The following is a 15,069-nucleotide window of genomic DNA, read 5'->3' on the forward strand; positions in this document are numbered from 1 at the left end:
GTCCGCCGTCTGTCATCCTCACCAAATCGTGCAACAAATGTGCGGTGAGGTCGCTTATACCTGTGCCACGACTGTCAGCGCCGGGCGATTCCGCTACTATATTGCTGGCGTATTAGAGGGTCAATTACCCCGCACGATGTTGCCCCACACAATTTCACCAGTTTGTGGAAAAATCGCACCCAAAACACACCCGGGTTGAGACATGTGTGGTTTTTGTTTCGACCGCCCTTCGAATTATTTAGGAGTAGAGTATGGCTGCAGCGGATAGCCTGTTTGACGATCTCGCCAGCCAGATCCTGGCCGCCGGTGGCAAAATTGGCCCCAGTGAACTGCATGGATTTATTTGTGGCCTGCTCAGCAGCGGCGCGCGCCCGGATAAATCGCGCTGGCAGAAGGAGCTTGTGGAATTCCTTGATCTGGAGGCGATTCCAGCCGACCTGCAGCGGGATGCCGTCGCCCTGGCGGACGATAGCCTGAAGGCACTTTCAGACACCGAGTTCTCTTTCCAGCCACTTTTGTCAGGCAGCGAAGACCTGGCCGAAAAAGGCCAGAGCCTGTGCCTGTGGTGTGAGGGGTTCCTGCATGGTTTCGGCGTCGGGAAATATTCCCGCGATCTGCTGCCCACCAGTAGTGAGGCGTTGAAAGACCTTACCGAAATTGCCCAGCTGGACGCCCAGCAAATGGAAAACTCCAAAGAGCAGGAAGCGCAGCTGTTTGAAGTCCAGGAGTATGTACGTGTTGCGGCACTGAATATTTTTGTCGAATGTAACGGCCCTGGCGGTGACGGCGGTACCCTGCCTGCGGATGGCGGACATACGGTGCACTGATGACAATCTCCCGCGCGGAATATATACGTCGCCGACAGCGTTTGCTGGAAGCCCTGCCGGAAAACAGCCTTGCTATTGTGCCTTCGGCGCGGGAGCAGCTGCGCTCCCGAGATACCTATTTCCCTTTTCGGCAGGACAGTGACTTCAATTACCTGACGGGGTTTGCCGAGCCCGAGTCACTGCTGGTGATGATGCCCGGCAGGCAGCAGGGGGAGTCACTGCTCTTTTGTCGCGAGCGGGATGCGGAAAAAGAACTTTGGGATGGCCCGAGAACCGGCCCGGAGCAGGCTGCGGAAACCTGTGGCCTGTGCGATGCCTTTCCGATTGGCGACCTGGATGACATTCTCCCGGGGCTGATGGAAGGGCGCGATTATATTTACTACACCATGGGACGTTTCCCCCAGCTGGATCGCCGCCTGCAGAGTTACCTCGCAGCCATTGCCAATGCGCCCGGAACCAAAGGTGCTCCGGAAATAATCAGCCTCGATCCCCTGCTGCACGATTTGCGCCTGTTCAAGAGCGCGGCGGAAATCCGCCTGATGGCGCGCGCCGCCGAGATCAGTGCGCAGGGCCACTGCCGGGCCATGGCCGCGTGTCGGCCGGGCCTGTCGGAGTATCACCTCGAAGCCGAATTCCTGCACAGCTGCATGGCGGCGGGCGCGCGTGAACTCGCTTACCCGAGTATCGTGGGCGGCGGAGCCAATGCTCTGGTTATGCATTACTGCAGCAACAGTGCACCGCTGCGAAATGGCGACCTGGTACTGATGGATGCCGGATGCGAGTTCCGGGGTTACGCGGCGGATATCACCCGCACCTTCCCGGTCAACGGCCGCTTCAGCGGGGCGCAAAAAGCCGTGTACGAAATTGTTCTGGCCGGCCAGCAGGCCGCCATCGACCATATTGCCGTTGGCAACCACTGGGATCAGCCTCACCTGGCAAGCGTCAAAGTAATTACTGAGGGCTTGAAAGAGCTCGGTTTGCTGCGGGGAGATCTCAGCGGCCTGATCGAGTCCGGGGCCTACCGGCGTTTTTACATGCACCGGGTAGGTCACTGGCTTGGGATGGATGTGCATGATGTTGGCGATTACAAGGTGCATGGCCAGTGGCGCCAGCTTGAGGCGGGTATGGTGATGACGGTGGAGCCCGGGATCTATATTCCCGCGGGTGATGAGCGGGTTCCGGAAAAATTCCGCGGTATCGGAATTCGTATTGAAGATGACGTCGCGCTGATGAAGGGCGGGCCGCAGGTGTTATCGTCGGCGGCGCCCAAGTCGGTTGCCGATATCGAGCACCTGATGCGCGCAGGTGACCTGGTTCAGGAGGCTCTGCTGTGAACGCGAAAGACACTGTAGATGTGGCGATTGTAGGCGGCGGCATGGCCGGGGCCTGCCTGGCGCTGCTGCTTTCCCATCACTGCCCGGATTTAAAGGTGGCATTGCTGGAAAAGCACGGCTTGCAGGAACCTGGGGGTGCGATCGAACTCCCCAGTTTTGACGCCCGGGCAACGGCGATTGCTGCCGGCAGCCTGCAGGTATTTGACCAGCTGGGGTTGTGGCCCGACTTGCGAGAATTCGCTGCGCCGATCCGCCGGGTCGAGGTGTCGGACCGGGGGCACACAATGGGGGCGTCGCTCGATGCCGGGCGCGAAGCGCACGCAAGCTTTGAAGGGATGCTCGGCGCGGTAATCGAAAACGCGGCCCTGGGGCCGGCTCTGTACCGCGCCCTGTCTGCCACTGCGACCCGGGTTCTGGCACCGGCGCAAGTCGCCGGGGTGTCTGTGAATTCAGCTGGCGCCAGTGTGGGGTGGCGGGGTGACGGTGGCAGCGAACAACAGTTGCAGGCCGGGTTGCTGGTCATTGCCGATGGTGTGGATTCGCCGCTGTGTCGCAGTCTCGGCATCGAAACCCGTGAAGTGCACTACCAGCAGCGCGCGCTGGTCACTACTGTTGGTCTTCTGCGCGATCACGGCGGAGTGGCGTACGAGCGCTTTACCGACTCCGGGCCGATGGCCCTGTTGCCGCTTCCGAAGCGCAACGGTGTCCATCGCGCGGCGCTGGTCTGGACTTGCGATGAAGGGGACGCGGATCAAATCATGAACCTGCCGGAGCGCGAGTTTATTGCCCGTCTGCAGGAGGCTTTCGGCTGGCGGGCGGGGCGGATCCTGCGCGCAGGCAATGTGCACGGATACCCGCTCAAGTTATCACTGGCGCGCGAGCAGGTGCGCCGCAGTATTGCCCTGGTGGGTAACTGTGCGCACTTCCTGCACCCGGTGGCCGGGCAGGGGTTCAATCTCACCTTGCGAGACTGCGAAGGGCTGGCGCGAACCCTCGCACTACACCAGTCAGAGATTGCCCGCGGGCAACTTCTCGCCGGAGAGCTAGACTTAATGCAGGCGTACTGGCGCGAACGTCAACTAGATCAGCAACTGACGATTGGCTTTAGCGATCGCACACCACCACTCTTTGCGGCACGCAACCTGTTCGCGCAGGGACTGCGGCAGGCGGGCCTGCTGGGACTGACCCTGGCGCCGCCCCTTAGGTCGGGTTTCGTGCGCCAGGCTGCGGGTCTGGGTATTTAATTTTCATAAGGCATCGGAATAAGAACCGGAGACCAACGGCCTATGAACAGACAACGGATGGATATCACCATCGTTGGCGGCGGTATGGTGGGCATGGCACAAGCGGCTCTGCTGGCCGTGCGCCACCCTCAACTGCGAATCTCACTGCTCGAGGCATCGACCATCGAACCACAGGTCAAGCCGGATGCGTACGATGCCCGCGTGGTGGCCCTGACGGAAGCTTCCCGGGAACTGCTGGAAGAAGTCGGTGCCTGGCAGCTGATCGCCGGCAAGCGGGAGTGTCCCTATACACAGATGCGGGTCTGGGATGCCGAGGGCACCGGCTCGGTCTGGTTTGATTGCCGCGATGTGAAGCTGCCAAACCTGGGCCACATTGTGGAAAACAATGTGGTACTGGCGGCACTGCGGGAGCGTGTGGAGGCTCTACCGAATGTGGATCTGGTGACCGGCTTCAAGCTGGAAAGCTGGTGGCGCGACTGTGGCCTCTGGCACCTGCAGGCCCGCAACGAGAATCACGATGCGATTGACGGCCTGAATGAAGCGCCGCCGGTGCTTACCACACGGCTGTTGATTGGCGCTGACGGCGCCCGCTCCCGGGTCCGGGACATGCTGCGCATCCGCACCCGGGATGTGGAGTACAAGCAGACGGCACTGGTGTGCGTGGCGCGCTGCGAACAGTCCCACCAGTTCACTGCCTGGCAGCGCTTCCTGTCTACCGGGCCGCTGGCGTTTCTGCCACTGTCCGGGCTCGGTGACGACAAACACTGCGCGGTAGTCTGGTCTGCCGATGATGAGCTCGCCCGTGAACTGGTGATGCTGGATGACAAGGCGTTTGCCCTGAATCTGGAAAAGGCCTTCGAAAGCCGGCTGGGCACCGTGGAATTTGTCAGTGAGCGATTCTCCTTTGCACTGCGGGCGCGCCATGCAGAAGCTTACTTTGGTCCGGGGGCCGCGTTGATCGGGGATGCCGCGCACAGCATTCATCCGCTTGCCGGGCAGGGCGTCAACCTGGGGTTGATGGATGTGCGGGTGCTGACGGAAGAAATTGACCGCGGACTCAAGCGCGACCTGAACCCTTCCCATGCTTCAGTGCTGGCCCGCTATCAGCGCCGGCGTAAAGGCGAGAATGCCGCGACCCTGAAAGCCATGAGTACCTTCAAGTCCCTGTTTGGCGCCGGCGACTTGCACTGGCGCTGGCTGCGCAATACGGGGTTAAGTATGGTGGATGCGAGTCCGCTGTTGAAAAAGCGGATCATTATGCGCGCCATGTCTGTGTGATGCGTCCTGTTAAGCGCGGCTGCGCGGGCCGCGCTTTTGTATCTCCGCGGTGTCTCTGCCCGCGCTACTGTCGCTGCCGGTTTTGCCGGCCCGCCCCGCAAAAATTTGTTAGAGTCCCCGCACACTTTAATCATCGAAGTCAGCCCGCCGCCATACCGGTGCTGGCGGTTGCTGTCGGTACAGGGGTGCAGAGTTGAGCGATTGGGTAACTGTCTACGAATTTTCCTTGCAGGATGACCTTTCCGCGGTGGCGGCGTTTATTCGTCGCCATCAGTTGCCAATGCGTATCAGTGAAGAACGCAATCACCAGTGCGTAGCCACACTGGCACCGCAACTGGTAGAGCCGATGCGACAGCTGCTGCAACGCTGGCAGGCGGGTGAGGTGGCGCTGGAGAATATCTCGGTGCATGTCTACGAGCAGCAACCACAGGGCGAGCAGGTTGCGGCTGCTGATAACCCCGACAGCGACCCCGTCCAGCCTGCTGATCCGGCGGATTCCCCTGATCCCGATGAGCCGGTTCCCGCTGCGTCGACGGCGGGCCAGGTGCCGCATTCGGTGATTCCCCAGTGGCCCCTGAGCCAGACGCCACTTTGCCTTTTGCTGGTAGTGCTGTGTTTTCTGGGCTGGTTTTTGCAAATCATGGGGTGGGATTCTGGCCTGATGATTTACCCCCAGGTTGCAGGCTCTGTTCATGGGTCCGACTCCAGCCTGAACATGCATTTGGCCCAGGGTGAATACTGGCGACTCTGGACGCCGGCAATCATCCATTTTTCTTTGCCACACGCGCTGTTCAACAGCCTTGGGGTGTGGATCGTTGGCCGCTCGCTGGAAGCGCGCGCGGGAACCTTGCTGTTCGGGCTTTTGGTATTGATCAGTGCGCCGGTATCCAACCTCGCGCAGTATTTTTGGTCGCCGGAAGTAAAATTCGGCGGAATGTCTGGCGTTGTCTACGCGCTTGTTGGCGCGGCCATTGTGATTCAGCGCTGGCAGCCCGGCTGGAGGGAGGTGCCGCCTTCGATCCTGTGGACCATGGTTGTGTGGTTGTTCCTGTGCGCATTTGGAATCATCGAGTACCTGCTTTCTGTCGGTATCGCCAATGCCGCCCATGTCGGGGGCTTTGCCACCGGCGCGGTTCTTGCTTTACTGTTCTGCCTTGCCGGCGGCGGCAAGCATTTCGCCCCGGAGCCTCCCTCCCGGAATTCAGCACGTGAGACTTTCTGATTTCCTATGTTGCTACTGGTTATATATGTTCTGATCGCACTGGGGTTTTCTTTCCTGTGCTCCATCGCCGAGTCCGTAATCCTGAGTGTCACCCGGCCGTACATCAGTTTGCTGGAGCGGGATGGGCAGCGCGCGGGGCGCGTATTGCGGCAGTTGAAGGATGATATCAATGCGCCGCTGGCTGCAATCCTGACCCTGAATACTGTCGCCCACACCGCTGGCGCCGCCGGTGCCGGTGCCCAGGCAGCCGCGGTATTTGGCAGTCATTACCTGGGGATTGCCTCTGCGATTCTCACGCTTCTGATCCTGGTGTTTTCTGAAATCATCCCCAAAACCCTGGGCGCGCTTTACTGGCGTCAGCTGGCGCCGGTAACCGGTTATTGCCTGCGTTACCTGGTGTGGGTATTGAAGCCATTTGTGTGGTTGTCGGAATGGCTTACCCGCGGGCTCACCCGGGGGCCGACACTCACCGGCTTCAGCCGGGAGGAATTTGCGGTCATGGCCGAGCTGGGTGAGGCCGAAGGTCAGCTGGAACGCCACGAGACCAGCATCCTTCACAACCTGTTTTTTACCCTGCGCGACCACACCGTGCGAGAGGTGATGACACCGCGCACCGTAGTGTTCTCCCTGTCCCGGGATATGACCGTCGGCGAGGCCTATGGCGAAGTGGAAAGAAGCCGCTTTTCCCGTATTCCGATCTACGAACAGGATGATCCGGAGCTGGTGGTGGGGTTTGTGCTCAAGCAGGATCTGCTGCTGGCCTATGCGCGCGGCGAGCTGGATCGCCAGCTGCGCAGCCTCAGTCGCGACCTGCTGATGTTGCCGGAGACGGCCGCGATCTATCAGGTGTTTCACAAAATGCTGTCGCGGCGGGTACAGATCAGCGCGGTGGTGGATGAATACGGCAGCCTCGAGGGGCTGGTGACGCTCGAAGATATTCTCGAAACCCTGCTGGGCGAGGAGATCGTTGACGAGGCGGATAAAACCCCGGATCGGCAGGAGCTGGCAAAGCGCTTGTGGCGCTGGCGATCCAAGCGCTATGGCCTGCGGGTTGATGAGTCGGCCCAGTCTGAATCGGACGAAGAGGAACCCCATGAGGCCCTGCAACGCAAAATTGGCGAGGTGTTGAAGGGCGATGGCGATAAAGACAGGGATAAAGACGGCTGACACAGGAACACCGGGGCTGTCTCAGGTTCCAAGAAGCAGTAAACCGTTTGCGCGCAACGGGGGTATGGGATTAATGGCTGGCGGCACTCGGGCGATAAATGTCCGCCATTCGTCGCAGGGCACTTGAAAAATACCTGCGGCGGGCAGATAAAGAAGTAACTGAACAAGAAACTGAAATCACTGAGCGATTAAGCGTGCGCCTCGGAATTCTGCTGGTACTTCTGCAATCCATGTTGCTCTGCGCCGAAGGGCGTGCAGAGCCGATGGTATTGCAGCTGGATGCTGCGGATAAGCAGATCAGCACGCTGTTGCAGGATCCAGGCTCATCGCCATCGGATGACGGTGAGCCGCAAATCGTTTCAGCCGCGCACTTGCGTTCGCCATCACCAGCGTTGGCGATGCCCCTCACACACCCTTCCGGCTCCTTCTTTTCTCACGCGCGTGTTGCGCACACCATTCGCGGGCCTCCTGCCCGGTAATAATTTTTCTTTCCCTACACCGTTATACCCCGGCGGATTTCTGTTTTACCGGCCGGAGAGTAAAGAAGTTTGGGTGTGCAGTTGCGCGCTTTGCAAACGCGCACCCGATTTGAAGAGAATTATTGCCATGAAAAAGCTCAATCTCACGCCTCTGCATGACGCAGACAAGTTGGTATTTCCGGAGGAGTTTGATGACTTGTCACTGGATTCGCCGGCGCTGAATTTCGTCACTGACTTCAAACAGCACCACCCTTCGATCCTGACCGCTTCGGTTTCGGCGATGGATGCGGCGCAAGTTTTGCGCACAGGCCACCTCACCTCGGTTCTGGTCATGGATCATCGGGGTGACTTTATTGGCCTGCTCACAGCCGAAGACGTTTCCCACCAACGGGTGATGCAATATGTGGCGGCGGGGATCAGCCGCCACGAGCTGACCGTCGGTGACCTCATGCGTACCCGTGACCGGTTACAACAGTTGAGTTTTGACGAATTGAAGCACGCCAGTATCCGTGACGTACTCGGGACACTGCGCCGGAGCGGGCAGCGTCACTGCCTGGTGGTGGATACCGATCGCCATCAGGTGCGGGGGCTGATCAGTGCGGACGAGGTGGCGGCACGCCTGCATATGGAGTTTCCGATAGAGACTCCAGCGAATATTGCCGAGCTGTTGCGCTCCGTAACCGCGATGCACTGAAAAGCGAATGGCGCAGACGGCCCGGCCCGGTTAGCGGGCCGGGTCGATATTTTCCCCGAGGCTGTTATTCACCCGGAACCAGCCGGTAACGCTGTAGCGGGAGCGATTGCTGGTGAGCACTTCGTGGGGAAAGTCCTCGGACAGGAAAACCACCATTTGTCCGAACCGCGGGGCAACTTTCTCTATTACCTCGTCGCTGTCGGGCGCATAGATCTGCAGTTCCCCGCCGTCCTTTGGCTGCCAGTTGGGGGTCAAGTACAGAACCGTGCTGACAATGCGGTTGGTGCCGCCCTTGAACGCGTCCACATGCTTTTTGTAGTAGCTGCCGGGCTCGTAACGGGCATAGTGGCACTCGTAGTCAAACAGGCCCAGAAAGAGCCGCCGGTTCAGGCCCAGGCGCAGGCTTTCCGCCCATTCCAGGTAGGCGCTGACCGCCGGGTTGCTCTTGTCGAGCCAGAAGATCTCGTCGGTGCGCACAAAGTGGTTCAGCTGGTGGTCGCTCTCGCGGCCGATGCCTGCGCTTTGGAAGCGGGTGCGGTCGATGGAGCGGAAATGGCGCAACAGGGCGCCCAGTAATGCCGGGGGCAGTGGCGCGGGCAATACGATATAGCCGGGGCCGCGCAGGGCCGTCGCGATGCGGTCGAGCGGATCCTCACCATCGGGGGCGCGACGCCAGAGATCTTCCGCCGCAGAATGCAAAGTGTTCAATAGGGGTAAGTCCAAACCGGTGGCCTGGGTGGCCGCTATCGGGGAGGGTACGCCGCGCAACAGAGGGCTGGGCCGGTCTGGCGCGGGCACTATTTATACTGTCTGTTTTCTGTTCGCGCCAGCGATAATTTCCACAATTTTCGCCCGGGTATTGGCCGCCGGCAAACACGGATATGGCGGCCGGGCTCGCTACGGTTCGCCGCCGCCGACCGCCGCCAAGCCCGATTACCCCTGGGCTTTACTGGTGGGTGAAAATTGCGCCAAGTGCCTGTGGGTCGGCGCCCTGTCCTCCACTCAGGCAAATACATAAAATTTTTCACTGTTGCTGCTAGTCTTTGCAGAGTGTTGCCATCTGGCATCTCCCGTTCCGCGGCCGTTAGAATACGCCGCCATAAATAGCCGCTGGCAGCCGCAGGGCGCGGTGGTATCAGGAAACACCTTCAGACATCGGGAATCAAAATGGGAAACAAAACGGCACTTTACGATGCCCATGTCGCCATGGGCGGCAAAATGGTGGATTTTGGCGGCTGGGATATGCCCCTGCATTACGGCTCCCAGCTGGATGAGCATCACAAGGTGCGTAAAGAAGCCGGCATGTTCGACGTTTCCCACATGACCGTCGTCGATATCGAGGGTGCCGGTGCAACCGATTACCTGCGCAAGCTGGTTGCCAATGACGTGGCCAAGCTGGCCGGTAATCCCGGCAAAGCGCTCTACACTGGCATGCTCAATGAAAAAGGCGGCGTAGTAGACGACCTGATCGTTTACTTCCGCGACCCGGGCTACCGTGTGGTTGTAAACTGCGCGACCCGTGAGAAAGACCTGGCTTGGATGAACCAGCAGGCACAGGAATTTGACGTAACCCTGACCGAGCGCCCGAACCTGGCGATGGTGGCCATCCAGGGCCCGCTGGCGATCGAGAAGGTCAAGGAAGTGATGGGCATCGACTGGACTGCGGCGATTGACGGGCTCAAGGTCTTCCAGAGTTTTGCGCGCGGTGACTGGTTTGTGGCGCGCACCGGTTATACCGGTGAAGACGGCCTGGAAATCATGCTGGCCAATGATGATGCCAGTGGCTTCTGGCAGGCACTGGCGGACGCGGGTGTCGCTCCCTGTGGTCTGGGCGCGCGCGACACGCTGCGCCTGGAAGCCGGTATGAACCTGTACGGCCACGAGATGGATGACGAAACCTCTCCGCTGGAAGCCAATATGGGCTGGACCATTGCGTGGGAGCCTGAGTCCCGCGATTTCATCGGCCGCAAGGCGCTGGAAGCGCAGAAACAGGCCGGCGTGGAGAACAAACTGGTGGGCCTGGTACTGCAAGAGCGCGGTGTTTTGCGCGCTGGCCAGTCCGTAGTAGTGGACGGCACCGAGCGTCGCGGTATCATCACCAGCGGTACATTCTCACCGACACTCGGCTACTCCATTGCGATGGCACGGGTGCCGGTCAGTGTGGGGGATACTGCCCAGGTTGAGATCCGCAACAAACTGGTTCCGGTTCGGGTGGTTAAGGCGAGCTTTGTACGCAACGGCAAGCCCCTGGTGTAAGCGTTTTCGTTACACCGATATTCTGAATTCCGATTTATTTGCAGACACTGCTTAGCAGTTTATTTTGAGGGAAACGCTCATGAGCGAGATTCGCAGCGAATTGAAATACGCTTCCAGCCACGAATGGGCTCGTCTGGAAGAAGACGGCACTGTTACCGTGGGCATCAGTGACCATGCCCAGGATGCCCTGGGTGATGTGGTTTACGTTGAAACCCCGGAAGTTGGCGCCACGCTGTCTGCCGGTGAAGAAGCGGGTGTCGTTGAGTCTGTAAAGGCGGCCAGTGACATCTACTCGCCGATCTCCGGTGAAGTGGTTGCAGTGAACGAAGCGCTGGCAGACGAGCCGGAAACCGTTAACTCCAGCCCCTACGACGATGGCTGGTTCTTCCGTATCAAGCCCAGCGACGAGAGCGAGCTGGACAAGCTGCTGGACGCGGACGCTTACAAGGCGGAAAGCGAAGAGGACTGATCCCTTTTCGATACGCCAACAAAAACGCCGGGCTATGCCCGGCGTTTTTGTTTGTGCGGTGATGCGACCCTTGGCGGCGTTCGGCGCCTCGTTGCCAGCCGCTGGTGGCTCGTCAGTGCCCTGAAGTCGCCGCCGCCTGCTGTGGCTGCACCAGTGCCTTCAGCCCCAGGTCCTGAAGGTACCCGTGCAGTTTTTCCTCGATCTGTTCCGGGCACTCCATCTTCAATACCTGCTGCAGCAGGCGGTCGAGTTCGGATTTCTTCACTTCCCGCAGTGCAGCTTTGACCCGCGGCAGGTTGGTGGCGTTCATGGACAGCACATCGTAGCCCATGGCGACCAGCAGCAGGGCGCCGCCGGGATCCCCGGCCAGCTCACCGCAGATTCCCACCTTGGTACTGGTTTCGTGCCCGGCCGTAACCACTTGCAGCAGCGCCTGCAACACGGCGGGATGGAAACTGTGATAGATGCTCGCCACGCGGCTGTTGTTGCGATCCACCGCCAGCAGGTACTGGGTCAGGTCATTGCTGCCCACCGACATAAAGTCTACCCGCGCGGCCAGTTCGCGCGCCTGATACACCGCAGAGGGAACCTCAATCATGATTCCCAGCGGCGGGCGCTGGATGGCGTAGCCTTCGTCCAGCAGCTCATCGTAGGCGCGGTCGACCAGTTTGCGCGCGGCCTCCAGTTCGCTCACACCGCTGATCATCGGCAGCATGATGCGCAGGTTATCCAGGCCAACGCTGGCTTTCATCATCGCCCGCACCTGGGCGAGAAAAATTTCCGGGTGGTCGAGGGTAACGCGGATGCCGCGCCAGCCCAGGAAAGGATTGGTCTCGTCGATCGGGAAGTAGGTCAGCGCCTTGTCACCACCGATATCCAGCGTGCGCATGGTGACCGGTCGTGGGGCGAAAGCCTGGAGCTGTTCGCGATAGATTTCCCGCTGCTCCTCTTCCGACGGGAAGCGGTCCCGGAGCAGGAAAGGCACTTCGGTGCGATACAGGCCGACGCCTTCGGCGCCGCGCTCAAGGGAGCGCACCACGTCGGCCATCAGTCCGGTATTTACCCACAGGCGTACCCGGTGGCCATCCGCGGTTTCACACGGCAGCTTTGCCAGGTGATCGAGATTGCGCGCCAGCTCGCGCTCTTCCTCGACGATCGCATCGTAGCGGCGCTTCAATTCGGGCCCCGGGTGAATGTGCAGCTCCCCGCGGTAGCCATCCACCACCAGATCCGCGCCGTCGATCTGCTCCCAGGGCAGATCCTGGGCACCCATCACCGCTGGCAGGCCCATGGCCCGGGCAATGATGGCCACATGGCTGTTGGCGGACCCTTTCACTGAAACCAGGCCGGCGAGCTTGCTCGGCGGCACATCCGCGAGCACCGCGGCAGTCAGTTCCTCGCCAACCAGAATGGTGTTTTCCGGGTAGTCCCGCTGGCTTTGCTGTTGCTGGCGGAGATGCATCAGCACCCGTCCACCCAGGTCGCGAACATCGGCAGCGCGATCGCGGAAATAGGAGTCGGACATGGCCTCGAAGCGGCGCACGTGTTCCAGCATCACCTCGGCCCAGGCGCGACTGGCGGTGACCTGTTGGCGAATACGCTCACACACTTCAACCGCAATCGAGTTATCGTCGAGCATGCTGATGTAGGCGTCGAACAGGGCGCGCTCTTCCTTGTTCAGGTTGTCCTTGAGCTTTTCGCCCACGGCCCGTATCTCATCCCGCGCTGCGGCAAGGGCGTCCTGGAACAGCTCCAGCTCTGCATCCACATCGGTGGTGCAGGCGAAGGGCACGGTGGCGAGGTTGGCAGGCGGCGCCACGATGTGCGCGCGGCCGATGGCGACGCCCGGCGACGCGGCAATACCGCCAAATTTTGCTTCGTGGCGCTGTTGGCCAATGGTGGCCAGGGCCCCGGTCGCTTCGGCGTGGGCGATAACGCCGGCCAGCTGGGCAGACAGGGTCACCAGGAAGGCTTCTTCGCCCTCGTCAAAACGACGTTTTTCTGCCTGCTGGATGACCAGTACGCCAAGGACGTTGCGGTGATGGATGATGGGGGTGCCGAGAAAGGCTGAGAAACGTTCTTCGCCGGTGGCGGGGAAGTACTGATAGGCGGGGTGGGCTTCGGCCTGCTCCAGGTTGATCGGTTCCTCGCGGGTAACCACGTTGCCCACCAGGCCCTCGCCGGGCGCCAGGTAAACCTGGCCCACCGCATCCTGGTTCAGGCCCTGGGTGGCCATCAGGACGTAATTACCGGTTTGCTTGTCGCGGAGGTAAACCGAGCACACTTTGGTATGCATCACCTCACGCACGCGCCGGACGATGATATCCAGCACCGAGGGCAGATCCCGGGCGGTGTTTACTTCCTGAACGATGCTACGCAGTGATCCGAGCAAATTGGCTTCCTCGCCGTATGTCTATGGCTCCGGTAGGAACCGGAGAGCGCTGGCGGTCGAGGGCGACCGCCGCGCTGGCCGGGTTAGCGGTCGCGCTGGAGCCAGCGTCTTTCCAATTGTAATTGCGTGGGCGCCAGCTCTGTGAGTGCACGCCGGTAGACTTCCCGCTTGAACGTCACCACTTTAGTCAGCGGGTGCCAGTAACTCACCCAGCGCCAATGGTCGAACTCCGGTTTGTAGCCGTTGTTAAAGCTGATATTGCTCTCTTCGGCCTTCAGCTGCAGTAAATACCACTTTTGTTTCTGGCCTATGCACAGTGGCTCAGAGCGCTTGCGCACCAGGCGCTGCGGCAACCGATAGCGCAGCCAGCCCCGGGTGGAGGCCAGCATGGTGACCTGGCTGCGGGTGAGCCCGATTTCTTCATAGAGTTCCCGGTAAAGCGCCTGTTCGGGTGTTTCACCGGGATTGATGCCGCCCTGCGGGAATTGCCACGCGTCTTTGCCGCCTACCCTGCGCGCCCAGAGAGCCTGGCCGCGCTCGTTCAGAACGATGATACCGACGTTGGGACGAAAGCCCTCACTGTCGATATTGCTGTCGTTATTCGAACCGTTACCAGTGGCTTCTGCGGCCTGCCGGCGGTCATTTCTACCGCTCTTGGTCTTGTCGTTGCGCGCAGAATTTCTGGCGGGTTTGCGGCGTTTTTTTCGCCCGGCGGGGGATTGCTTGCCGTCGCCCAAAATACCGTCCTCAATTCTGTATGGTGCGGTGTTTGCCGCACGCAGTTGTCCAGCATTGTTCCACAGCGACTGAATTACGGCAATTCAGTGAAGAGGGTCTGTGTAAGCCTTTTATCGGCGGGTTAGAATCGCCTGCCATTTCGGCGTCTAAATAGCAGTCCTGATGTGCGGCGGAGCAATGGGTGATTGGGACACCGGGCACAAAATTGACCGGCAAGATCACATGCGCGTCAAGTGTGCCCTATAGTGAAGAAAGGAGAGTTTTGTGCAGTTGGCGATTTTTGATCTGGACAACACCCTGATCGGTGGTGACAGCGATCACGCATGGGGTGAGTTCCTCGTTGCCCGCGAATGTGTGGATGGCGAACGTTTTCGCAGTGAGAACGATCGTTTCTACCGCGATTATCAACGGGGGGCTCTCGACATTTTCGCCTATCTGGAATTCGCTCTCGAGCCGCTCGCCCAGATGACACGGGGACAACTGGAGAACCTGCAGCGGGAATTCATGCAGGAGGTGATCAGTGAGATCTGGTTGCCCAATGCGGAAGACCTGATCCAGCGGCACCGGGATGCCGGCCACCACATCATGATCATCACCGCAACCAACCGCTTTGTGGTGGCGCCGATCGCCCAGCGCCTGGGGGTCGACACCCTGCTGGCGACCGAGCCGGAGGAAGTCGATGGCCGCTTTACCGGCCGTGTCGCCGGGGAGCCGTGCTTCCAGGGCGGCAAGGTCTTGCGCCTGCAGGCCTGGCTGGAGGATAACCGGCATTTTGCGCGCGGCGAAAAATGGTTTTACAGCGATTCCATTAACGACCTGCCACTGCTGCAGCAGGTGGAACACCCGGTCGCGGTGGATCCGGACGAGCGCCTGCAGCGGGAAGCGCTGGAGCGTGGCTGGCGTGTAATCAGCCTGCGCGGCGATCGCGCGGCGTATTCTGACGCGCTAACGTTTTAATCAGTGCCCTGT

At 60.2% G+C, this 15,069-nt stretch carries 14 protein-coding genes; 11 read left to right on the forward strand and 3 right to left on the reverse strand.

Annotated elements, in window-relative coordinates:
- Window positions 1–251 precede the first annotated feature (251 nt).
- The 8 genes from ACNKU7_RS02170 (at window position 252) to ACNKU7_RS02205 (ending at window position 8,245) form a co-directional block, all read left to right on the forward strand.
- A complete protein-coding gene (locus tag ACNKU7_RS02170) occupies window positions 252–827 on the forward strand; it encodes a UPF0149 family protein (RefSeq protein WP_418295315.1) in 576 nt (191 codons plus the stop codon).
- Entirely contained in the window at window positions 827–2,161 is a 1,335-nt protein-coding gene (locus ACNKU7_RS02175; protein ID WP_418295316.1) for an aminopeptidase P N-terminal domain-containing protein, read from the forward strand. The genes ACNKU7_RS02170 and ACNKU7_RS02175 overlap by 1 nt, the downstream gene beginning before the upstream one ends.
- Window positions 2,158–3,405 (forward strand): FAD-dependent monooxygenase, encoded by a 1,248-nt coding sequence (locus ACNKU7_RS02180; protein WP_418295317.1) that lies wholly within the window; start codon window positions 2,158–2,160, stop codon window positions 3,403–3,405. Before ACNKU7_RS02175 ends, ACNKU7_RS02180 begins: the two co-directional genes overlap by 4 nt.
- Before the next feature lie 42 nt (window positions 3,406–3,447).
- Entirely contained in the window at window positions 3,448–4,683 is a 1,236-nt protein-coding gene (locus ACNKU7_RS02185) for a UbiH/UbiF/VisC/COQ6 family ubiquinone biosynthesis hydroxylase (protein WP_418295318.1), read from the forward strand.
- A 193-nt stretch (window positions 4,684–4,876) separates the two neighbouring features.
- Window positions 4,877–5,905, forward strand: coding sequence for a rhomboid family intramembrane serine protease (locus ACNKU7_RS02190; protein WP_418295319.1), 1,029 nt, complete (start codon window positions 4,877–4,879; stop codon window positions 5,903–5,905).
- Between the two features lie 6 nt (window positions 5,906–5,911).
- Window positions 5,912–7,072 (forward strand): hemolysin family protein, encoded by a 1,161-nt coding sequence (locus ACNKU7_RS02195; RefSeq protein ID WP_418295320.1) that lies wholly within the window; start codon window positions 5,912–5,914, stop codon window positions 7,070–7,072.
- Between the two features lie 194 nt (window positions 7,073–7,266).
- Window positions 7,267–7,551, forward strand: coding sequence for a hypothetical protein (locus ACNKU7_RS02200; RefSeq protein ID WP_418295321.1), 285 nt, complete (start codon window positions 7,267–7,269; stop codon window positions 7,549–7,551).
- A gap of 127 nt (window positions 7,552–7,678) precedes the next feature.
- Entirely contained in the window at window positions 7,679–8,245 is a 567-nt protein-coding gene (locus tag ACNKU7_RS02205; RefSeq protein ID WP_418295322.1) for a CBS domain-containing protein, read from the forward strand.
- 30 nt (window positions 8,246–8,275) lie between these two features.
- Here the strand turns inward: ACNKU7_RS02205 and ACNKU7_RS02210 are convergent, their stop codons facing one another.
- Window positions 8,276–8,953, reverse strand: coding sequence for a 2OG-Fe(II) oxygenase (locus ACNKU7_RS02210; protein WP_418295323.1), 678 nt, complete (start codon window positions 8,951–8,953; stop codon window positions 8,276–8,278).
- A 459-nt stretch (window positions 8,954–9,412) separates the two neighbouring features.
- Between ACNKU7_RS02210 and gcvT the strand changes: the two genes are divergently transcribed.
- Window positions 9,413–10,501, forward strand: a complete 1,089-nt coding sequence (gene gcvT, locus ACNKU7_RS02215; protein ID WP_418295324.1) for a glycine cleavage system aminomethyltransferase GcvT — start codon at window positions 9,413–9,415, stop codon at window positions 10,499–10,501.
- A 79-nt stretch (window positions 10,502–10,580) separates the two neighbouring features.
- The gene (gene gcvH / locus ACNKU7_RS02220) at window positions 10,581–10,970 is read left to right on the forward strand and encodes a glycine cleavage system protein GcvH (RefSeq protein ID WP_418295325.1); all 390 of its coding nucleotides are present in this window, start codon (window positions 10,581–10,583) and stop codon (window positions 10,968–10,970) included.
- A gap of 112 nt (window positions 10,971–11,082) precedes the next feature.
- On the opposite strand, the gene ptsP is transcribed toward gcvH, so the two are convergent.
- Together ptsP and ACNKU7_RS02230 are read right to left on the reverse strand one after the other, a co-directional pair.
- A complete protein-coding gene (gene ptsP / locus ACNKU7_RS02225) occupies window positions 11,083–13,362 on the reverse strand; it encodes a phosphoenolpyruvate--protein phosphotransferase (protein ID WP_418295326.1) in 2,280 nt (759 codons plus the stop codon).
- 83 nt (window positions 13,363–13,445) lie between these two features.
- On the reverse strand, window positions 13,446–14,099 hold the full coding sequence (locus ACNKU7_RS02230) for an RNA pyrophosphohydrolase (protein WP_472439822.1): 654 nt from the start codon (window positions 14,097–14,099) through the stop codon (window positions 13,446–13,448).
- Window positions 14,100–14,364: 265 nt separating this feature from the next.
- Between ACNKU7_RS02230 and ACNKU7_RS02235 the strand changes: the two genes are divergently transcribed.
- On the forward strand, window positions 14,365–15,057 hold the full coding sequence (locus ACNKU7_RS02235; protein WP_418295327.1) for a histidinol-phosphatase: 693 nt from the start codon (window positions 14,365–14,367) through the stop codon (window positions 15,055–15,057).
- Window positions 15,058–15,069: the final 12 nt, after the last annotated feature.

This window comes from Microbulbifer weihaiensis (assembly GCF_048323715.1).
Classification (GTDB): domain Bacteria; phylum Pseudomonadota; class Gammaproteobacteria; order Pseudomonadales; family Cellvibrionaceae; genus Microbulbifer.

Coding starts and splice junctions, on each gene's coding strand:
- ACNKU7_RS02170 (WP_418295315.1), top strand. CDS start 252: ATGGCTGCAGCGGATAGCCTGTTTGACGATCTCGCCAGCCAGATCCTG.
- ACNKU7_RS02175 (WP_418295316.1), top strand. CDS start 827: ATGACAATCTCCCGCGCGGAATATATACGTCGCCGACAGCGTTTGCTG.
- ACNKU7_RS02185 (WP_418295318.1), top strand. CDS start 3,448: ATGAACAGACAACGGATGGATATCACCATCGTTGGCGGCGGTATGGTG.
- ACNKU7_RS02195 (WP_418295320.1), top strand. CDS start 5,912: ATGTTGCTACTGGTTATATATGTTCTGATCGCACTGGGGTTTTCTTTC.
- ACNKU7_RS02205 (WP_418295322.1), top strand. CDS start 7,679: ATGAAAAAGCTCAATCTCACGCCTCTGCATGACGCAGACAAGTTGGTA.
- gcvT (WP_418295324.1), top strand. CDS start 9,413: ATGGGAAACAAAACGGCACTTTACGATGCCCATGTCGCCATGGGCGGC.
- gcvH (WP_418295325.1), top strand. CDS start 10,581: ATGAGCGAGATTCGCAGCGAATTGAAATACGCTTCCAGCCACGAATGG.